The organism is Facklamia sp. P9177 (assembly GCF_050409585.1).
Classification (GTDB): domain Bacteria; phylum Bacillota; class Bacilli; order Lactobacillales; family Aerococcaceae; genus Facklamia.
The window spans coordinates 1-21,643 of the sequence record NZ_JBNUPE010000021.1 but is presented as its reverse complement, the minus strand read 5'-3'; the positions used below and the strand labels follow the sequence as shown (position 1 = coordinate 21,643).

The 21,643-nt window shown below is 30.9% G+C and carries 15 protein-coding genes; 12 read left to right on the top strand and 3 right to left on the bottom strand.

The features are described 5' to 3' along the window. The 10 genes from ACQV18_RS08730 to ACQV18_RS08685 all read left to right on the top strand — a co-directional run. Window positions 1-1,199: winged helix-turn-helix transcriptional regulator (locus ACQV18_RS08730; protein WP_428892957.1), on the top strand; the 1,199-nt coding region annotated here is incomplete at its 5' end. Window positions 1,200-1,280: 81 nt separating this feature from the next. Next, window positions 1,281-10,520, top strand: coding sequence for a helicase-related protein (locus tag ACQV18_RS08725; protein ID WP_428892956.1), 9,240 nt, complete (start codon window positions 1,281-1,283; stop codon window positions 10,518-10,520). Window positions 10,521-10,565: 45 nt separating this feature from the next. Next, window positions 10,566-11,225, top strand: coding sequence for a DNA-binding protein (locus ACQV18_RS08720; protein ID WP_428892955.1), 660 nt, complete (start codon window positions 10,566-10,568; stop codon window positions 11,223-11,225). Between the two features lie 88 nt (window positions 11,226-11,313). After that, window positions 11,314-11,622: a hypothetical protein gene (locus tag ACQV18_RS08715; RefSeq protein WP_428892954.1), complete on the top strand. Its 309-nt coding sequence runs from the start codon at window positions 11,314-11,316 to the stop codon at window positions 11,620-11,622. Window positions 11,623-11,967: 345 nt separating this feature from the next. Then, complete coding sequence (locus ACQV18_RS08710) at window positions 11,968-14,193, top strand: peptidase domain-containing ABC transporter (RefSeq protein ID WP_428892953.1); 2,226 nt, start codon at window positions 11,968-11,970, stop codon at window positions 14,191-14,193. Window positions 14,194-14,270: 77 nt separating this feature from the next. Continuing rightward, complete coding sequence (locus ACQV18_RS08705; protein ID WP_428892952.1) at window positions 14,271-14,642, top strand: hypothetical protein; 372 nt, start codon at window positions 14,271-14,273, stop codon at window positions 14,640-14,642. A gap of 55 nt (window positions 14,643-14,697) precedes the next feature. Continuing rightward, window positions 14,698-14,982, top strand: a complete 285-nt coding sequence (locus ACQV18_RS08700) for a hypothetical protein (protein WP_428892951.1) — start codon at window positions 14,698-14,700, stop codon at window positions 14,980-14,982. A 192-nt stretch (window positions 14,983-15,174) separates the two neighbouring features. Next, complete coding sequence (locus tag ACQV18_RS08695; RefSeq protein WP_428892959.1) at window positions 15,175-15,378, top strand: hypothetical protein; 204 nt, start codon at window positions 15,175-15,177, stop codon at window positions 15,376-15,378. An 838-nt stretch (window positions 15,379-16,216) separates the two neighbouring features. After that, on the top strand, window positions 16,217-16,684 hold the full coding sequence (locus ACQV18_RS08690) for an AraC family transcriptional regulator (RefSeq protein WP_428892950.1): 468 nt from the start codon (window positions 16,217-16,219) through the stop codon (window positions 16,682-16,684). Continuing rightward, window positions 16,681-18,135 (top strand): HlyD family efflux transporter periplasmic adaptor subunit, encoded by a 1,455-nt coding sequence (locus ACQV18_RS08685; protein WP_428892949.1) that lies wholly within the window; start codon window positions 16,681-16,683, stop codon window positions 18,133-18,135. The genes ACQV18_RS08690 and ACQV18_RS08685 overlap by 4 nt, the downstream gene beginning before the upstream one ends. Window positions 18,136-18,441: 306 nt before the next feature. Here ACQV18_RS08685 and ACQV18_RS08680 read toward each other — a convergent pair whose 3' ends face one another. Together ACQV18_RS08680 and ACQV18_RS08675 are read right to left on the bottom strand one after the other, a co-directional pair. Then, window positions 18,442-19,773, bottom strand: a complete 1,332-nt coding sequence (locus tag ACQV18_RS08680; RefSeq protein WP_428892948.1) for a relaxase/mobilization nuclease domain-containing protein — start codon at window positions 19,771-19,773, stop codon at window positions 18,442-18,444. Window position 19,774: 1 nt separating this feature from the next. Continuing rightward, complete coding sequence (locus tag ACQV18_RS08675) at window positions 19,775-20,128, bottom strand: plasmid mobilization protein (protein ID WP_428892947.1); 354 nt, start codon at window positions 20,126-20,128, stop codon at window positions 19,775-19,777. Window positions 20,129-20,689: 561 nt separating this feature from the next. Here ACQV18_RS08675 and ACQV18_RS08670 point away from each other — a divergent pair. Then, window positions 20,690-20,905: a helix-turn-helix transcriptional regulator gene (locus ACQV18_RS08670; RefSeq protein ID WP_428892946.1), complete on the top strand. Its 216-nt coding sequence runs from the start codon at window positions 20,690-20,692 to the stop codon at window positions 20,903-20,905. Then, window positions 20,889-21,173: a hypothetical protein gene (locus ACQV18_RS08665; RefSeq protein WP_428892945.1), complete on the top strand. Its 285-nt coding sequence runs from the start codon at window positions 20,889-20,891 to the stop codon at window positions 21,171-21,173. The genes ACQV18_RS08670 and ACQV18_RS08665 overlap by 17 nt, the downstream gene beginning before the upstream one ends. Before the next feature lie 325 nt (window positions 21,174-21,498). Here ACQV18_RS08665 and ACQV18_RS08660 read toward each other — a convergent pair whose 3' ends face one another. Further along, the gene (locus ACQV18_RS08660; protein ID WP_428892958.1) at window positions 21,499-21,597 is read right to left on the bottom strand and encodes a hypothetical protein; all 99 of its coding nucleotides are present in this window, start codon (window positions 21,595-21,597) and stop codon (window positions 21,499-21,501) included. Window positions 21,598-21,643 lie beyond the last annotated feature (46 nt).

Below are 21,643 nucleotides of genomic sequence, written 5' to 3'. Positions count from 1 at the left end.
TAAATCCACCCCTTTATTTAGTTCCCAAAACAATGGATATCGATGGTAAGACCTTGATTTATATTAGAGTACCGAGAGGTTCTCAAGTATGCAGGCATAATGGAAGGATTTGGGACAGGTCTCATGAAGGAGATATCAACATCACAGACCAGTCAGAACAGGTTTATAAACTCTATGCTAGAAAGCAAGGAACTTATTTTGTAAATAAGGTCTATCCCAAGATAGGTTTGGAGCATTTAGATGAAGAAGTCATAAACAAGGCAAGGGCAAAAGCTCTAAGTCGTAATCAAAACCACCTATGGGATACAATGGATAATGAAGAGCTTTTAAGAAGTACCAATTTAATCTTGCTTGATCCTGAAAGTAACCAAGAGGGGATTACTTTGGCAGGAATCCTTTTATTTGGTAAGGACTCTACTATTATGTCAGTTCTACCTCAACATAAGACAGATGCAATCTTTCGAGTTGAAAATAAAGACCGTTATGATGATCGAGATGTGGTTATAACCAACCTCATTGATTCCTATGATCGACTTTTAGCCTTTGGGCAAAAACATCTAAATGATTTATTTGTTCTAGATGGGACTTTAAATGTTAATGCAAGAGATATGATTTTAAGGGAGATAATATCCAACACCCTAGCTCATAGGGATTATTCTAGTGGTTTTCCAGCCAAGATGATCATAGATGATGAAAAGATTTTAGTTGAAAATAGTAATCTAGCCCATGGTTTAGGTATTTTAGATATAAAAAGATTTAAACCCTTTCCAAAAAATCCACCTATATCAAAAGTCTTTCGAGAGATTGGAATTGCTGATGAACTAGGTTCTGGTATGAGAAACACCTATAAATACGCTAAACTTTATTCAGGAGCAGAACCTGTTTTTGAAGAAGGAGATATTTTTAAAACAATCATTCCTCTTAAGGAAATTGCAACGAAAAAAGTGGGTGGGGGGACTGTCGTTCACGGTGTCGCTCACGATGTCGTTCACGGTGTCGCTCACGATGTCGTTCAGTCCAAAGAAGATTTAATAGACTTTATTATAGATAAGATAAGAGCTAACGATAGGATAACAAGAAAAGAAATAGCTGAACAAGCTGGTGTAAGTGAAAAAACTATTGAAAGACGAATTAAAGAAATAGAAAACCTAAGATATATTGGAAGTGGTAATAATGGATATTGGGAATTAGATGAATAAGACCAATTAAGAAAATAGATAAGATTTAAGACGATAGAGATATCGTCTTTTTTATTACTAAAAAACGAAAGGAGTTAGAATATGAGAGTTAATGATTTTTATAAGATTACAGAGCTAATTAAAGAAGATATTTTAAGTAATGAAGACGAATATTTAAAGCTTTTAAAAGTCATTGGAAATAATCAACGATATGATTTCTTAAGTCAACTTAATATCTATAGCAAAAATCCCAATGCCATTGCTTGTGCTAAGTTTGATTTTTGGAGAAAAAGATTTAATCGAACCGTTATGCGTGGAGAAAAAGGTACTCCAATTATGGAAGATTACGGTTCATACAGAAAAATAGACTATATCTTTGATATTAGTCAGACGGTATCAAGAAATAAGGAAGTCAATGAGGTCAAATTGTGGTCGTTTAATCCAGAAAGGCATGATTTAATTTTAAGTGAGATCCTAGCAGATAAGGGATATGGAGGAAATGACAAGCTATCAGAAAATCTTTATAGCCTGGCAAGAATTTATGGAGAGGATAAAATCTATAGTCTAGCCAATGAAATGAGAATATCTGATGGAGATAGAGCTTCCTTTATGGATTTTATCTATCAGTCTATTTCCTATTCTCTAGCAGGTCGATTTAATATTGATTACGAAGTAGATAAAAATTTAATAAAAGAAAATTATTTGCACCTAGATAGGATTACCCTAATGAGTCTAGGCTATGTAGTTTCAGACCTTGTAGAAGAAATTATTGAAGATACCATGGAAAGAACCAGGACTTTTGAATTAAATCAGGGGCTGACAGAAAGAGCTGGTGCAGATTATAATAAAGATAGGGACAAAAATAAGGGAGGTAGAGAAGATGTTATTCGACGAGATGATAAGGACACAGGAAATAAAGACAGAGTTTGGGCAGATGGAATCGATGGAAGAGATCGCCATGACAATCAGGGAGAAAACCCTAGACCAGTTGGAGAAAGAGAAGGAATTTATCAAGGAATTTCCCAATCCGACTTATTCAGTGATGAGACTAGACTATCTGGTGAACAGCGAGGAAGACAGCAAGTTTCAGATGCTGATGGAACTTTACGAGGAGAATCAACTAGTCAATCACTTGATGGAAACACAAAAAAGAGCGATCAGTCTATTGAGAACGGAAAAAGAAAAAATGATGAAGGCTTGGAATTTAACCGAGACCATGAAGAAGAAGAGTCCAGAAGAATACCAGAAACAAGAGAAGAACATGATGTCAGCCTTGAAGGAGATCATCATCAAGGAGATCGTAGAGGGCTAGGAGAAGAAAATACTGATTTAGGAAAAGGAGCTGAACAGGCTTCTTTTTTTGATATTAATAAAAGTTTTGAACAGATTAAACTCACAATTCCCCTTCTTCAAAAAGAGATTGACAGTATTCTTGTAAACGGAGGAAACCATGAGGGAGGTAGACTTCCTATCATTGCTGAATTTTCCAAAGGTAAAACAGTAGAACAATTAGGAGAATACCTAAAAGATACATTTAAAGGTGGAAATGGATTTTATATTGATGAAAAAGAAGTATCTTCATGGTATTCGGATGAGGGGATTCATTTAGCTTATGGAACATCTGCAAGAGAAGATATGACGCAAGTTTTAAGTTGGAGTGATGTAGCTAATAGAATAAATGAGCTTTTGGAAAAAGGAGAGTTTGCCACAAATGTAGAGCTTTCAGAAGCACTTGACTATGAAAGAGATAAAATTTCAGAATCGCTAGGGTATCTATATCACGATTTAAGCGAAGAAGGAAAAGCACAGGGCTATTTTGACTTTATAGAAGGAGGAGGTGGCTTTCCGGATGAAGCTAAAAGATTATCTGAGCTCCTTAAAAAACCTGAAAACCTTGGAAATATCGTTAAAGAGTATGGACGATTTTTAGAAGAATATAAAGAAAATAGAGATGTACTAAGATTTCATTATCACAAGGTGGATAGTCTTTATCAGAAACTACAGGAACTTGAACTTCCAAGAAAGGAATATTCTACGAAACTGACTGATCAACCATCGTTAAAAGCTTTTATTACAGAAGATGAGATTCTTGCTACTATTTCAAGAGGAAGTGGTGTAGATAGAGGAAAAGAAAGAATTGCAAAATACTTTAAAGAAAATCACACACTTCAGGAAAAAGCTAATTTCTTAAAAGACGAGTATGGAATTGGTGGAAGCTCTCATGCTGTTTCAGGAGCAAGAGGAAGCGGAGAATGGCATGACGCAAAGGGTCTTAAATTAGAAAAGAAAGACTGTAATGATATTCTTCTTACTTGGTCAAATGTAGCAAAGCATATAGATGAGTTACTTTCTAAAAATTTGTATATTGAAAAAAAGGAAATTAAGGAAAGTACAAATGAAATAAAAGAAATGACCATCTTAGATATAGATTTATTAGATTATAGCGAAGATCAAATTGAACAACTAGAAAGTGCTATAAGAGACTATAGGTTTAGTCAAGTAGATTTAGAAGTTCTTCTTGATCCAAGCCTTCCTTCTTGGAAGATGGAACAATTAAAATGGTTAGTAGATGATATGAATCAAAATGCCAATATTGACAATGTTTATTTAAGAAGTCAGGCATTAGATTATCTAAAAAAATCAGAGATACAAGAAATCTCAAAGTTTATTGTCCTAAAAGATTATCTATGGAAGGGCGAGATTATAGTAGATCAAGCGAGAGCCCTTGAAAAAGAAATCAATATAGATCAAGTTCCTATGAACTCTTTTGTAGAAATGCTTAATGAGGCAAAGAACTATAAGGAAAAAAAGGAAAGAGAAGAAGGGCTTGAAAATTTAAGCTTTGAAAAGAAAGAAGAAATAGAAGAAGACTATTGGATAATTGAATTTAATGAAAGGTCACAAACTTTTTCTAAGGATTTTGGTGGGGAAAGACTTTCAGTCGCTTTATTAGATGAGATTTCTGATTTAGATGAAAGAGTAAAAGCACACAATACTCTTTATGGAATAGATGAGTATGGAGAGATGACTGATTCTTATGAGGGCTATCATAAGTTTTATTTTGACCACTATGTTAATGGGGAAAGAACGGAGCACTTACGAGTTGATATAGGAGATGGAAAGGAAGCTAACAGAGAGCTTTTTGATTATCTATACAGTCAGATTGAGGACAAATCACAAGAAAAACAAATCGCTCTAAAGGTTGGAACAGAATTTACATTAGTAGAGCCTAATAGCATTCAAGACATAGAAATTGAAGATACAGGAAATATCGTAGTACTTGATGGAAAAGAATATCCCATGTATCGAGGAAGTAGCTTTGAAGAAAGTCAGAAAATTGATAACTTACTGGATAGTGGAAATTATCCAGTCTTTAAGATAGATGACCATTTAAAAGAAGAAGTAAAGCTATCACTTGGTCAAAGGATTTATTATGAACATGAAGCCTATCTTATTAAAGAAATAGTTAATAATGAAAGTAATAGGGAAATAGAGCTTGAAGCCTTGCGAGAGGGTAATCATTATCGACCAGTCATAAGCTTTAATAATCAAGAAGATTTACTATCAAAAATTAGCCTAGAAAGACCAGACTTTATAGTAGGAGACCAGGTTAGATATCAGGACGATGATTATACTATTACAAATTTTGATACGAGTTCTGATTTAAAGACTGTAACCATTCGATCTCACACAGAATATCTAGGTGGCATGATTCGAGGGTCTAATGTAATTCCTTTTAGAGATGAGAAAATCCTTGAAGATTTATTTACAAGAATAGCAGATGAGAAAGAAGTAGAAAGTCAAGTCGTTGATGAAGAAGTAGTTGAGAAAGAACTTGAAAGTGAAACTATAACTAAAAAGGATAAGAAAGAACTTATCTCTCTCACACCATCTGAAAGATTAGAAAGAAACATCAGTGCCATAAAAACTTTAAGGCAAATTGAAAAAGAAGATCGACCAGCAAGTAAGGAAGAAAAAGAAATCTTATCTAACTACCTTGGCTGGGGTGGTTTAGCAGATGTCTTTGATGAAAACAAAGCTGGGCAGTGGGAAGAAGCTAGAAATTTTTTAAAGGAAAATCTATCAGGTGAAGAATATGAACGAGCAAAGGAATCAACCCTAACAAGTTTTTATACACCAAGCTTAGTCATGGACTCTATCTATCAAACCTTGTCAGATATGGGATATCGTAAAGGAAATATACTAGAACCCTCTCTTGGCGTTGGAGATTTTATCGGTTCACTTCCTAAAAAAATGAGTGAATCAAAAATCTATGGGGTAGAGTTGGACTCTCTAAGTGGAACAATCGCCCAATACCTTTATCCACAATCTGATATTCAAATTAAGGGATTTGAAGAAACAAACTTTTCCAATAACTTCTTTGATTTAGTCATAGGAAACGTGCCTTTTGGTGATTTTAAGGTTAATGATAGAGAATACAATAAAAACAACTTTTTAATCCATGACTATTTCTTTGCTAAATCTTTAGATAAGGTTAGAAATGGTGGAATTATCGCCTTTATTACATCCAGCGGAACAATGGATAAAAAAGATGAAAGTATTAGACGATACCTTGCAGCTCGAGCTGAATTTATGGGAGCAATCAGACTTCCTAACAATACTTTTAAGGGAGAAGCTGGAACAGAAGTAACTTCGGATATTATCTTTCTTAAAAAAAGAGACTCCATTATTGAAAGAGATGAGGACTGGATTCATTTAGCAAGTGATGAAAAAGGTCTTGTCTACAACAAATACTTTGTTGACCATCCTGAAATGGTATTAGGTGAGATGGTGGAAGTTAGTGGACGATTTGGTAAGGAACTGTCCTGTAAAGCAAGTGAAGAAAACTTGAAAGATTTACTAGAGATAGCCAGTCAGAAGATTTCAAGTGAACATATCTATGAAGAAATTGAACTATTAGAAGATGAACTCATTTCAATGCCAGCTACTGATGATGTAAAAAACTTTTCCTATACCTTAATTGATGGAGAGGTTTATTACAGGGAAAACTCCCTACTCATTCAAAAAGAGGTAAGTGACAATTACAAGGAAAAGATTAAGGACTATCTACTAGTCAATGAAGCCTTAAAAGATGTCATTTACAAACAAAAGGAAGATTTTTCTGATGAAGAAATTAAGAAAGCTCAAAGAAGATTAAATGAAGTCTATGATGAGTTTTCAAATAGACATGGCTTTATTAATAATCTATCTAACACCAGAGCCTTAAAGGAAGATAGTAATTTCCCTCTCGTTTCATCTATAGAAGTTTTAGATGATGAAGAACAGTTTAAGGGAAAAGGAGATATTTTTACAAAAAGAACTATTAAGAAGGCAAAGGTAGTTGATCATGTGGACACTCCACTTGAAGCCTTAGTCTTATCGGTATCCCAAAAAGGTTATGTTGATTTTTCTTATATGGAAAGTTTGACTAATCAGACAAAAGAAGAATTAATCAATGACCTTCAGGGAGAAATCTTTTTAAACCTTGATGAAGAAGCAGGAGCTAAGTCCATTTCCTTAAATATTGAAGATGGTGATTTACCCTTTGCTGGAGCGAGTGGAGAAAACTATTATGGCTACCGATATGTAACGGCAGATGAATATCTATCAGGAAATATAAGAGAAAAGATTGGCATACTAGATAGTCATATAGAAAAAATCCAGTATGAACTAAGCCAGGATGAGAGAAATAGGGTGGCAATTAGTCCAGACTATAGAATCTATAGCGTAGATGAGAAAAAGCTTCTAGAGAAGGAATTAGAGCGTTTAAACTATCAAAAATCTAGGCTAGAGGAGGTCATGCCAGAAGAATTAACAGCAAGTGAAATAAATGTAAGGCTAGGGGCAACCTGGATACCAGTTAAGGATGTAGAAAACTTTGTATTTGAAACCTTAAAAACACCGAGCTTTGCTAGATGGGATATTAATGTTAAATTCTCCCCTCAAACTTCTGAATGGAATATCGAGGGTAAGAGTAAGGATAATTTCAATGACCTGGCGACTATGACCTATGGAACATCAAGAGTCAATGCTTACAAACTAATAGAAAACTCTTTAAATTTAAAAGACACTAAGGTATTTGACCGAGTGACAGATATTGATGGGAAAACTCGCTCCGTACTCAATAAGAAAGAAACCATGCTTGCCAGCCAAAAGCAAGAGCTAATTAAAGAGAAGTTTAAGGACTGGATTTTTGAAGACCCAGATAGAAGACATCGCCTGGAAAAAATTTATAACGAAAAATTTAATTCGGTTAGAAATAGGGAATATGATGGTTCTAACTTAACCTTTGATGGTATGAATACAGAAATTAGTCTTCGACCTCATCAAAAAAATGCCATAGCTAGAAGTCTCTATGGAGGAAATACCCTACTTGCCCATGTGGTAGGTAGTGGTAAGACCTTTGAAATGGTGGCATCTAGCATGGAATCAAAAAGACTAGGCATGTGTTCAAAATCTCTTTTTGTCGTTCCTAATCATATTACAGGACAGTTTGGTCGAGAGTTCATGCAACTTTATCCTTCGGCCAATATAATGGTGGCTGATAAAAAGGACTTTCAACCTAAAAATAGAAAGAGATTTATAGGAAAAATTGCAACAGGGGAATATGACGCTGTAATTATTGGTCATAGTCAATTTGAAAAGATTCCTATGTCTAAGGAATATCAAGAAAAGCATATACAAGATGAAATTGAAAATATTGTTAATTTTATTAGTGATTACAAGCATGATAGAAATCAGAATTTTACCGTTAAACAATTAGAAAAGACCAAAAAGAAATTAGAAACAAGGCTTGAAAAACTAAATGATGACTTTAAAAAAGATGATGTAATTACCTTTGAAGAGTTGGGAGTAGACAGGCTATTTATAGATGAAGCTCACAATTACAAAAATTTATATCTTCATACCAAAATGAGAAATGTCGCTGGTATTGGACAATCGGAAGCCTTTAAGTCATCAGATATGTATATGAAATGTCGTTACATGGATGAAATGACAGGAGGCAAAGGAGTGATCTTTGCTACAGGAACACCTATCTCAAACTCTATGACTGAACTTTACACCATGCAAAGATATTTACAGTATGAGGACTTGAAAAAACATGGTTTAGAACACTTTGACGCATGGGCTTCCACCTTTGGAGAAACGACCTCTGCTATGGAATTAAGTCCTGAAGGAACAGGGTATCGCATTAAGACCAGATTTTCTAAGTTTTATAACCTACCAGAACTGATGAATATGTTTCGTGAAGTGGCTGATATTCAAACAGCAGATATGTTAAAACTTCCAACACCAGAAGCAGAATTTCAGGTTTTAAAAACAGAGCCTTCAGAGGAACAAAAAGAAATTCTATCTTCTTTAGCGGAAAGAGCGGATAAGGTAAGAAACAATCAAGTAGAACCTGAAAAAGATAATATGTTAAAGATAACTAATGATGGGAAGAAACTAGCACTTGATCAAAGACTTATTAATCCTTTGTTACCTGATCATCCTGATAGCAAGGTTAATGTCTGTGTGAAAAATGTCTTTTCCATTTGGGATAAGACCAAGGAAAATAAATCGGCTCAACTGATATTTTCTGATATGTCCACACCAAAGGGAGATGGGGAATTTAATATTTATGACGATATTAGACAAAAGCTAGTGGAACTAGGTGTACCAGAAAAAGAAGTCGCTTTTATTCATGAAGCTAATTCAGACAAGCAAAAAGAAGAACTCTTTGCTAAGGTAAGAAAGGGTGAGGTAAGAGTTCTTTTAGGTTCAACGCAAAAGATGGGAGCAGGCACGAATGTTCAAAACAAGCTGATTGCTTTGCATGATTTAGATGTACCCTGGAGACCCGCTGACTTAGAGCAAAGAGCAGGTAGAATTGTAAGACAGGGAAATGAAAATGAGAAAGTAAATATATATCGTTATGTTACTGAAAATACCTTTGACAGCTATTTATGGCAGACGATTGAAAACAAGCAAAAGTTTATCTCTCAAATTATGACTTCTAAAACACCAGTAAGAGCTGCGGAAGATGTAGATGAAAGTTCTCTTAATTATGCTGAAATTAAGGCTTTAGCAACTGGAAATCCTTTAATCAAGGAAAAGATGGATTTAGACAACCAAGTAACCAAATTAAAGATGCTAGAAGCCAATTACAAGTCCAATAAGTATCGTTTGGAGGATAAGGTAAGTAAGACCTATCCTAGAGAGATAAAAGTTACAGAAGACCTGATCCAGGCAGTAAAAGAGGATATAAAGATAGTAGAGCCTAAGTTAAGTGGAGAAGATAGTTTTAATGGGATAACAATAGCAGGAGAAAAAATCCTAGATAAAAAACTGGCAGGAGAAAAACTATTAGAAGCTATAAAGACTGTCAAGATGGGAGAAGAAAAAGAAATTGGTTTATACCGTAATTTCAAATTAGAGGTTTCCTATAACTCATTTCTTAATGAATATAACTTTTCCTTAAATGGTAAAGCCAAACATCAAGGTAGTCTTGGGACGAGTGCTGATGGGAATCTTACCAGGCTAGATAATGTCCTTGGTAAACTAGATGAAAAACTAGAAAGATTAGAGAACAAGCTAGAAACTACTAAGGAACAATTAGTAAATGCAAGGGAGGAGCTGAAAAATCCATTTGAGCAAGCAAAAGAATTAGAGGATAAAGTTTTAAGACTTGCTGAACTAAATAAGCTATTAGATATGGGTGAAGTGGAGGAACTAGAAAATAAAACCCCTCTTATGGAAGATTTAAAAAGAGCCATTGTTGAATTTTGTAATGAAGAATATGATAGCAATGATTCTTATGAAGACTTTGACAAATTGTATCCAGATCTAGCCCATGTTGGAATAGCCTACACAGAAACACCTGATGGAAGAAACTCTATATCTTATGAATTAAACCTTGAAGAAAAGTCCTGGTCTTTATATTTAGACGAGGATATTTTAGTATCAACAGAAAAGTTTGGAGAGGAGGGAATGTCGGAAGAAGAAATCATTAAGGAAATGATAGAAAGTATCCATCAAGCAGAATTTAATGATTTAGTCTATATGGATTCAGAGGATCTTATTCAAGCAACTGGTTTAGCCATAGATGATGACGGTAACCTTTATGATCCATTAGATAAGGATTTAGATAATGATGGTATCCCTGACCGATATGACCACGATTTTAAGGATAGTGATTACTTTGAATCGACTTATGATGTAGAGGACAATTATCATAGTAGACTAGATAGTAAAGAGCAATTAGAAGATAAGCCATCTATTTTAGGACAAATTAGAGCCTATCAAAATACCAGCAACGAAAACAAAGATAAAGCAGTAAAAGAAAATACACAGGAAAGATAAGGGGCTAGAGATAGCTCCTTTTATTAATTATAGGAGGATGATTAAATGACTTACAAAGAGATGAGAAAAAACATTGAAGAAATGGCAGATAATAACTATCAGGACTTCGTAAAAGCCTTAATTAGCTATGAGAAAGGGATTAATGATGAAAAAGCCTTAGATAGCTTATATGAGGAGTTTATGGACAATGATACCCAAGGTTTATTAAGTGAAGAATTTGATTACTCGATCGATAATCTTAAAGAACAAGGCTTACTACAAGAAGAAGCTACCATAAAGGAAGAAAGAGATGACCTAATCAATGTAGTAGGAAATCTTATTAAAGATCCAGAACTATTAGAGATAAAGGATAATCAAGGAGAGAAACTCAAGGTGGCTAACTTTACCTTGGTTTCTAATGATAAGGAGGGAGGGAAGAATTACCACTCTTGTTCAGCCTATGGAGAAAAAGCAAAAGGAATGGAAAAGCTTAAACAGGGAGATTTTATGAAAGTATTTGGGCAAACAAAGGTAAGCCTTGGAGATGATGGAAAGGAATATACAAATATAAGAGTGCTATCATCAAAACTTTTAAAAGCAAAAGAGAGAGACCAAGATAAAAGTCCTAAAAAAGAATCCATACTTGGAGCAATAAAGAAGTACAAGGCAGAGGATAAGGGCAAACAAACGGATAAGTCAGATAAAAAAATAGAAACAGAAAGATAATATTGGCGGTGTGGTCTTCGGACTGCACCGTCTTTTTTGTTATTGGGATAAAAAAGGTAATGTAATTGATACTGAATTTGGAGACATAGTGGTATTTGATGTTAAAGATAATCAAGCTACCTTATTTGACGGCGATCAATTTATTTTAGCTACAGTATTGGAGTTAAATAAGGAAAGTGGAAAACATGAATGGGAATCTGTAAGGTATGCAAATGATTTAAAGACTATAGCTAATATGGAAAACACAAATTTTAAAGATATGAAAAATACAATAGATTTTCTTGCTGAATATAACCATAAAGAATTTGTGAAAGGTCTTATATCCCTTGAAACAGGAGTGTCAAATGAAGAAGTCCTTAATGATACCTATGATAATTATCTTATTGACTTCATATAACTATAGAGTAAAGAATTTATAAAACGAAAAACTTTTTGTCCCAGGCTCTTTTTTTAAAATGAGTTAATTCGGATATAAAAAAGGGTATAAATAAAAAAACTATATTTATAAATGATACTTAACACAATTTATCAAATTTGTGTAATCAACCTACAATATTAAAATTATTTAACAAAATAATCTCGAAGCAAATAATGTTATTTTACTATAATACGTGGATTTTCTAAAAAGATTATAGTCTATAATTCCATAATTAATGCGAATAAAATTGACACATAGAATTGATTTACTTTATTATGAAGATAATATACTAGTATATTTAATAAAATAATAAAGAGAGTAAATATGTTTATTAAGAAATATGCATCAACTTTACAACACGATCAATCTGATTGTGCTGCAGCAGTTGTATCAACAATATTAAAAACTTATGGTCAAGAATTGAGTATTATGAAAATTCGTGAAATCATTGGAACTGATATGTATGGTACTACTGTAAAAGGAGTTGTTTTTGGACTAGATAAATTAAAATTCGATGTTAAGGCAGTAAGAATAAACCTTGAAGATATTGATAAAAGCGTAACTTTACCAGCAATTATGCAGGTAAAAAACTCAAATGGTGAGAATCACTTTATAGTCTTGCATAAATTAATGAGAAAAAATAGATTTTTAATTGACGATCCTGCAATAGGGATAAAAAAGATTAGCTTAGATGAACTTGAAGAAATATTTCTTGGAGTAGCAATTTTTATGATTCCAAAAGCTGACTTTGAAGTTAAAAGGCATAAATCAGGTTCAATGTTTAAAATATTTAAACAATTAATACTTCCACAAAAAAAGCTATTTATTACAATAATATTTGCATCATTATTACTCAATTTATTTGGAATATTTTCAAGTGTTTTTTCAAAGATACTTATGGATGAGATTATACCATATAGATTAAAGAATACACTTTATGTGTTTTTAATGGTATTTGGAATAGTATCTATATTACAGACATTGCTTTCAGCATTTAGACAACATATTTTACTTTTCCTATCAAGAAAAGTAGATATACCTGTATTAATGGGATATTATGACCATATCATTCATTTGCCATATACATTTTTCTCATCAAGAAAAACGGGAGATATTATTACCAGATTTCAAGATGCAATGACGATAAAGGACATATTTACTTCTATATCAATAAGTCTAATATTAGATATAGGTTTATCAGTTATAAGTACAATAGTATTAATAAATATTAATCCTAAGCTATTTGGAATACTAGCTTTAATGGTTGTAGTAAATATTATTTTGATCTATATATTTAAGAAGCCATATAAAGAAATCAATAAAAAACAAATGGAATCAGGGGCAGTATTAAATTCACAGTTAATTGAATCACTACAGAACATTAATACAGTAAAAGCTTTAAATGATGAAAAAAACCAATTGGAAAAATTAGAAAATAGATTTGTTAATACTCTTAAAATTGCGTATGAAGAAGGAGTTTTATCTAATGTTCAAGGTTCAATTTCCTCTTTAGTAAATACACTAGGTGGAATATTATTTATGGCAATAGGGGCATTATTTATTATTGATGGAAAAATGACTATAGGTGATTTGCTTGTTTTTCAGTCAATTAGCCAATTTTTTACGGAACCAATACAAAACCTTGTTAGCTTACAACTTAAATTTCAAGAATCATCAATTGCTATTAACAGACTTAATGAGTTAATGGATTTGACAAGAGAAGATGAATACAAAGAACACAGTATAAAGGATATAGATTTAAAAAATGATATAGAGTTCAAAGATGTATCTTTTGCCTATGGCTCAAGACCAAATTTATTAAATGACTTTAATCTAACTATTAAGAATTCTGAAAAATTTGCATTTGTTGGAGATAGTGGAGCTGGTAAAAGCACAATTATAAGGTTACTTTTGAAATTTATAGAGAATAATCAAGGTAAGATAAAAATTGGAGAATATGATTTATCAGATATAGATACCTATTATTTAAGAAACAAAATTGCCTATATACCGCAAGAGATTGAATTATTCTCAGGAACTATTATTGAAAACTTGAAGATAGGTAATCCAAATGTTACTTATGAAGAAATTGTATCTGTATGTAAGATGGTGGGGATACACGATACCATAGATAAATTACAGAATAAGTATATGTCATATATAGAGGAAAAGGGAGGAAATTTATCAGGGGGAGAAAAACAAAGACTAGCTATAGCAAGGGCTTTACTTTCTGATTCTGATATTTATATATTTGATGAAGCAACATCGAATTTGGACTCCTTTAGTGAAAAGATAATACAAGATCTAATATTTAATCGAATTATTAATAAAACAGTTATTATAATTGCTCATAGAATATCCACAATAGTTAATTGTGATAGAATATGTGTTTTAAAAAATGGTGAAATAAAAGAGATAGGTTCTCATCAAGAGTTAATAGACAACAAGAAAAATTACTTTAATATGGTAAAAATTCAAAATCATTATGTAGAATCTACAAAAAGTAATAAGGTAGATATAAATAGTGATGATGAAATTACATATCAATAAAGGAAGGAGGTTAAATGTAAATATGTCACTAATTTTATGAGAAATCATAAAGAACTATACTTTTTAAGGAGAAAGAAATGGAATTAGTATTACCAAGAAATTATGTTGAGATAGAACAAGAAGAGATGATGTATTTGGAAGGTGGAGCTGTACATTCTAGGGTGTTTTATAATAAAACAGGATTTAGAGCTTATTACGCACTTGGAGCAGCATTGGGAGCAAACGCAGTGTATGGCGGATATCTTACAGCTGGAGCAGCTGCATCAGGATTAGGATTACCGTTATCAATGTTTACTGGGGTTACAGCTGCATATCAAGGATATATTGCTGGGAAACTAGTTGATGCAGCGTCTGATGCGGAAATTCTATATTCAAAATATGGGAGATATAGATTAATAACAACAAGTCTTTTCGGAATAACAACAGGAGCAAAAGCAGAAATGGTTTAATTAGAAGTTAAGTCTTTAAAAGAGCTATATAATTTAAAAGAGGAAGGAAGATTTAATGGATGAATTTATGCGACAACCGATTTTATATTTAGTTATATTTATAATACTAAATATAGTAATAGCAATTATGATTAAAAATAAATCAAAGTTTCGTTATTCTAAGGAGAATAGCTCCGAAAATAAAAAAACTACAAATGTAGGAACAAAAATTTTTTCTCTTATGATTATTCCAACTATAATTTTAGTATTTTTAGTTGCAGATACTTTTATTGAATTTATATATATTTATTTATACTTTATGACCATTGTATTTATATCTGACAGATATAGTAAAATCTAACATTAATTATTATATTGATATATGAAGTCGCTATTAACTTTAAAAACAATCACTTTATTTAAAGTAAATTATTTTTATTAAATCTGCTAGTTTTTATATTTATAAGAAATTGTATAAAATATATTAAATGATAAAATGCTACTAATTTTATGAGGAATCATAAAAAATTAGTAGCATTTTAAAGAGGAAGAAATGGAGTTAGTATTACCAAGAAATTATGTTGAGATAGAACAAGAAGAAATGATGTATTTGGATGGTGGCCTTAGCTTATACAAGTGGACACTTAGTATACCTGTAAATGCTGCTTTTAATGCTTTGCTTGGTGGTGGAACTGTAGATTTAGTTAGAAGTTATATTGTTAAAAATGGAAGAACAGTTGTAAAGAGAAATTTTTAAAGTGGCTAGAAAATGGCTTGGGGTAAGAGCAGCTAATCATATAGCTGGAACTGTATTGGGAAATCTAATTAAGTTTTCTGGGTGGATGAGTGTAGGTGATGTAGCTGCTAATATATGGGATATGTATGATGTTAGTCCAAACAATAATAGATTAAATTGGTTTTGGTGATTTATATAAAACTAGGTGAGTTATATGAAACTATTTGAAAAAATATTGTTTTACTCATTTATACTACTTCTATTCTACTCATCTTTCACATTTTTATTCTATAGAAGTTTATACAATTCAATTAGGAAAATTGTACTTATAACAAATGTTGTATTAGTAGTATTATTTTTAATTTCATTATTAATTTTTGAATGGAAAAAACCAGGTGTTTGATTTTATAAGGTTGTGTAATTACTTTTTTCTATCTAAATGGGATTATATATTTTTTTCATGAAAATTCCAAATAGATATTATATTAGGTAGATATGGAGGAAGCTTTTAAGATAACAATCAAGCTTCCCTTTATATTAGAAAATAGAAATTAAAGGGAAATAGCAATAATAGTGTGATAATATCATACTTATTTTAAGAGAAGCTTCCTAATTTAAAAATTGATTTATTATAGATTAATGCTCAATACTAGTGAATTAATTTATAAAATAAGAGAATGTATATTATTTGATACAATTTTTGCACAGATTATAGAGTAATTAAATTTGATATTAGAAGTTTTAAAAAACTTATTACAGTTCAGAAGATGGAAAAAACAAGTGTATTAAATTATGTGATTATGATTATTTTGTTTTTCGTTAGTTACCTAAATTTTTATTTATATATGGGAGGTGAATAGTGGCTAAGATTGAGATAAAAGAAAATAAAAAATTAAAACTAAAAAATGTAATAGAAAAGAAATTGGAAAATTTTGATTTGAAGTCTATAGAGGTGGAGATAAGTAAGTTTATAAATGCCTTGGAAATGTTAAAAGCACAAACATTTGGGCCTTTAATTGTGTGTAATGAAGGTATAAATATATCTGAAGATGGTGCAATTACTGCAAACTATACTTTATATATTCAAGCACATGATTACAAACAGTATAAAAAACAGTTTAAAGTTTTAGATGAGTTAGTTGTAGAGCATTGTCTATATACAAGATTTGAAGGAAAACCAGAGTATCTACAACTTGCATTTAATAAATTAGAGATCTATGAATATGAAGAAAACATTATAACAAGAGGAGATATATACATGATATCTCTTGAGGAAAGTGAAGACCATATAGTTATGGATATATTTAAACCGGTAAAAATGATATGAAATTATATAACAAACAAGATTTAAAAAATTCAAGGATATTTTTCGATAGAAAACCACCAAAATTTATGATTTTTTTAATATATTTTTTAATATTTATTGTATTATTGGTGGGATTTGCATCAAGTAAAATCAAAAAAAATTATATAGTAAAAGCTCAAGGAATAGTAGCTGATAAAGGTATAAATTATATATCTTCAAATGTTAATGGTACAGTTGTTGAGATATTAAAAACTGAAGGAGCTTATGTTAAAGAAAATGAAACAATATTAATTATATCAAATGGTGATGAGAAAGTTCAGAGGAAAGAACAAGAGAAAATTTTAGAGAATAATAAAGAAAAGATTGATTTACTTAATAAATATAGAGAGTCTTTAGACAAGAAAGAAAACCTGTTAAAGGATGAAGGGGCAGAACAAGAATATTATGGGAAGATAGAATATTATCTTTCTAGTCTAAATATGGAAAAAAATAACAGTAAATATACGCAAGAAGATATTAATAAAAAAACTGAAAAAATTAAAGCTAAAACAGATGAAAAAACAAAAAATGATAGTACGCTTTCTAAATTAAAGGAAAATAAGGACTATTACGCAGAGCTAGTCACCTACTATGAAAACCTTAATTATGAAATATTAGATTTAGAAGAAGAAATTTCTAAACTTAAACAAGAAGAAAACTTGGACTTAGAATTGATCGAATTGAAAGAAAATATATTAAAAGATAAAAAACACGAATATAGAGAAAATTCTAAAGCTTTAGAAAATAAAAGTAAGGCTGAATCAGAATATGAAAATGCTAAATCAAAGATTGAAAGTTTAACGGGAGAAATAGAAGGGTTAAAAGAAGAGTTATATCAAATAAACAGACAAAAGGATACACCAGGTCAATCAGAACAGATATATTTCCAATTTGTTAATGAAATAGGGGCGGAAATAAAAACAATAGAAAAAACAAATGATGATATTCAACTGAATATATCAGTATTAGAAAAAAGGGATAATAATTACGAACTAAAATCTACAAAAGAAGGAAGAATTCATTATCTAAATCCCATAAAAGAAGGATTGAATGTTCAAATGAATCAGGCCCTGATAGAACTATCCACAGACTCTTCAGAAAACTACTATATAGATACATATATAGAAGTTACAGATATATCAAAGGTTAAAGAAAATCAAAATGTGGATGTGGCTATTTTGGGCATAAACACATACAAATATGGTACTTTGAATGGAGTAGTAAAAAACATTGAATCAAGTGCTATTAATATACAAGATTCAGAAGGTGGGAAAAATTTTTACAAAGCAAAAATAGAAATTAGTGAAAAAGAATTATCTAAAAATGGAGAGAACATAAAACTTTTACTCTCTATGCCAGTTGAGGCAAGAATAATATATGATAAGGAAACCTACCTAGAGTATCTATTAGAAAAACTTAGTTTTAAAGAGTAGATAAGCAAGGCATTGTAAATGATTATACTCTTATTTTATGAAAAATCATAAAGAATTATACCAACCAAAGAGGAAGATATGGAATTAGTATTACCAATATTTATAAGAATACATAGATTAAAAATCAAGGTAGTACGGAGATAGCGAGCAATAATTTGTGATAATATAGCCAATTAAGCTTTGGGAGATACTACTTGAAACTTAGCAAATTATTAATAAACAAGAAAAGGTAGAATTTTTGTAAAATTATAAAAGTGTAAAAAGTAAATACAAACAAATTTAAAAAAATAATGGAGAGAGAAAAACTTATCTCTCCACTTCCTTATTCATATAACTATCATAGTTATTTTGATACAATACAAGTTCAGAAAACTGTTCTTTATTAAGAGAATACTCTTTCATTAGGGTGTTCTTTTTTTCTTGTAAGACATCAAGTTTTTTAAGAATTTCTTTTGATTTAGGCATAGTTTTGTATTTCTTAGACAGAGAAGTAGCAGAGGTAGTATAGAGCTTTAATTCTGCTGAATATTCTCTTTCAAAGTACTTATCATCAGAATTTTCCTTAGCGTACTTGTAGTGACCTCTATACTTTCTAACCATTTCTATTTCTTCCATTGTGGTAGATAAGTTTTCCATTTCTTGCTCAATTTCTTTAATTTTACCGAGTAAATCCTGTCTTTCATCAGCTGTTTTTTCGACTAATAGATCTAACTCTTGTTTTGAATTAACACCTAGATTTCTAAGGGCAAGGACAGAATCAGCCATAGTTTTAAGATTGTGTTTTCTAGCCCAGTACTCATAGCCCTTATTAGCTTGAACCTTCTTATTGTTTTTCAAGTCTACAATGTTTCCAACTCTTTTCTTAACTGGATGGATGCTTAACTTTTTATTTTCTTCAATTCTTTCTTTTAATCGATCCTCTATATAATCTTCACCAATAGTCTTAGCTCTAGTAAATCTTTTCTTATCCTTATACCTAAAAGCTATGTGTTTACCATGTTTAATTTCATAGCCAAGATTAGTCATTTTCTCTAAAAATTCTTCCCAATCTCTCGACTGTTTTATCATACGGTCAATGTCAAATTGTAGCTTTGATTTCCAAGATTTCCCCTTATTAGCCATCTCATTTTCATACCAGGACTTCCCTCTAGTTTTATATTTTCTCTTATAAGATTCATAGTATTTATCAATGACAGAGAGTTTATTTTCCTTACATAACTCATCACTTTGAAATCTTATTTTATGGTAAGATTTCTTATTTGATTGATAGCATTTACCAGTAACAAAATTCACATTATTAAAAATGATGTGATTGTGGATATGATTTTTATCTACATGGGTTGCTAATACATATTCATATTCATTTCCTAAAATTTTCTCGCAAAGTTCCTGGCCAATTCGATGAGCAGTTTCAGCATCTGTTTCTCCAGGAAAGAAGGGTTGAATTAAATGTCTAGCTAAAACTGTTCCCCTTGTATCGAACGGTTCTCGTCTCGCTTCAAACTGTTTATGAGCAGATATGGGATTACAATTAAAAGATGAAACAAGAATTTTCTCATCTGTTTTCTTATCATCCGTAATGTAATCTATAGCATAAGATAGTGTTTTTTTAATCGGATGTATTTTTGTAATTGCCATATTAATCGCTCCTTTCTTTTGTTCTACCTAGGAGTAGGGAATGAATTTGCCACAACTCTTTAGAAAAATGATCAAGATCTTTTCTAAACGATTTTATATCCTCATGATAGATGACACCTGTCTGATTGGTGTGTTTTGCAATTTGATTAATGTTATTCGTTGCATTAGAAAAAAGCCAATCTAATCTAACAATCGGTTCTAAATCTACTACATAAATTTCTTTTACTAAAATACTTTTTCTAATAAACTGTCCCATAGAATTGCATTTAGACATTTCCATTTTCTTCTTAAAAAGAGCTAATTCTTCATCATCTAGCCAAATTTTTAGTTGGTTTTTTCTTCTTCTATTTTCCATTATTATCTTCCTTTCTTTTGAATTTCTGGGTCTTAGGGTCTCCCTAACAAGTTAAAATTGAATAAAAAAAGAAGCAGTCCTTATTGGTCTGCTTCATCAATTTTTCGTCAATGGGTACTCATTGACTGTGCTTGCTACTTAAAACAAATCAAGTAACAGGTATTAAGCCATGTTTTTTCTAACTATATTTTACCGCAGCTTTTTATAAATTTCTGTATAAAATAGAAATTTCTAAGCATAAACAACAAACATAAAAACAAAGTCTCTATAAAAAACAAACAGTAAATTGGCTTCTATTGAGATAAAATACAATTACTGTTTTCTATTTTAGAAAAAGCTCTAATTTTATCACATCATCAAAATCAATTTTCATCATTTTTTAATTGTATTTTACCGTATATTTTCATAAAAGTCTGCAGGTTTTGTGATGACGTATAGTATAAACATTTAAAAGATATTGACTAAAGAAAATTAACAAAAATCTTAAATTCAAAACGAAACGCAATATATATTTGACACAAAGCAATAAATACATTACATTATTTATAGGAGGTAACCACTATGAAAAATAATAAATTAAAAATAGCTAGAGCAGAATGTAATCTATCTCAAGAAGATCTAGCGAATATTGTAGGAGTTACTCGACAAACGATTGGATTAATCGAAAATAAAAATTATAATCCAACATTGAATTTATGTATTGCTATATGTAAAGCTACAAAGAAAACTTTGAACGATTTATTTTGGGAGGAAGATGAAGATGAAAAAAAAAGCTAACAATGAAATTTATCCGATAATTGATGAAAGACAAAGAAAATATATTGGTGAGCTATCGTCAATAATTGTAGTTGTAACAATCTTTTATTTACTTGTTGAAATTACATACAAGTATGTGAGAACAAAAGATATTTCAGCAACGAACTGGGAAATAATATTACTTTTATTGATTGGTATTATATATTTAATTGGGTTAAGATCTGATAAAGAATTGTTTTTACCTACTAGTTTTTCAGGTAAGAAACTAACTATTGGAAAATCAAAATAAGCTAAAATGCAAAGGGTAAAATCTTACTTAATTGAATCTCTAATTTTTAGTGTTGTAATTACAGGTGTCAGTTTATTTTTTACATTTTTAGAGGTAGAATATGTGTTGGAATTAATTGTTTATATAATTGAATTTTTTGGATTACTGCTAGTTTCTTTTATGTTAAATTATAGCTTAGGTGAGTATAAAATAAAAAATATAAAAAACATATTGATAATTTAGATAATTGAAAATTTCAATTATTTAGACAAAAAGCACTTCAAATAAGGGCTTTATGTCCAATAGGGTTGATGCTATCCAAGGAGATTAAGCCACTAACGGTTGCTTAGTCTCCTTTTCTTTTCTTCCTGACACATATAATCTTGTTATTAATCCTTTCAATAGGGCCATTGGTCAGTGTGTGATAACGAAAGGAATTCTTAATGTATTGTTTAAACTTAGTAACTATTCTTAAGACTCTCTTAAGCCTT

Excerpts from the sequence above, each read along its gene's own strand:
- ACQV18_RS08665 (WP_428892945.1), top strand. The coding sequence starts at position 20,889 with ATGAAAAAAAAAGCTAACAATGAAATTTATCCGATAATTGATGAAAGA.
- ACQV18_RS08720 (WP_428892955.1), top strand. The coding sequence starts at position 10,566 with ATGACTTACAAAGAGATGAGAAAAAACATTGAAGAAATGGCAGATAAT.
- ACQV18_RS08675 (WP_428892947.1), bottom strand. The coding sequence starts at position 20,128 with ATGGAAAATAGAAGAAGAAAAAACCAACTAAAAATTTGGCTAGATGAT.
- ACQV18_RS08680 (WP_428892948.1), bottom strand. The coding sequence starts at position 19,773 with ATGGCAATTACAAAAATACATCCGATTAAAAAAACACTATCTTATGCT.
- ACQV18_RS08700 (WP_428892951.1), top strand. The coding sequence starts at position 14,698 with ATGGATGAATTTATGCGACAACCGATTTTATATTTAGTTATATTTATA.
- ACQV18_RS08710 (WP_428892953.1), top strand. The coding sequence starts at position 11,968 with ATGTTTATTAAGAAATATGCATCAACTTTACAACACGATCAATCTGAT.
- ACQV18_RS08705 (WP_428892952.1), top strand. The coding sequence starts at position 14,271 with ATGGAATTAGTATTACCAAGAAATTATGTTGAGATAGAACAAGAAGAG.
- ACQV18_RS08725 (WP_428892956.1), top strand. The coding sequence starts at position 1,281 with ATGAGAGTTAATGATTTTTATAAGATTACAGAGCTAATTAAAGAAGAT.
- ACQV18_RS08695 (WP_428892959.1), top strand. The coding sequence starts at position 15,175 with ATGGAGTTAGTATTACCAAGAAATTATGTTGAGATAGAACAAGAAGAA.
- ACQV18_RS08685 (WP_428892949.1), top strand. The coding sequence starts at position 16,681 with ATGAAATTATATAACAAACAAGATTTAAAAAATTCAAGGATATTTTTC.
- ACQV18_RS08670 (WP_428892946.1), top strand. The coding sequence starts at position 20,690 with ATGAAAAATAATAAATTAAAAATAGCTAGAGCAGAATGTAATCTATCT.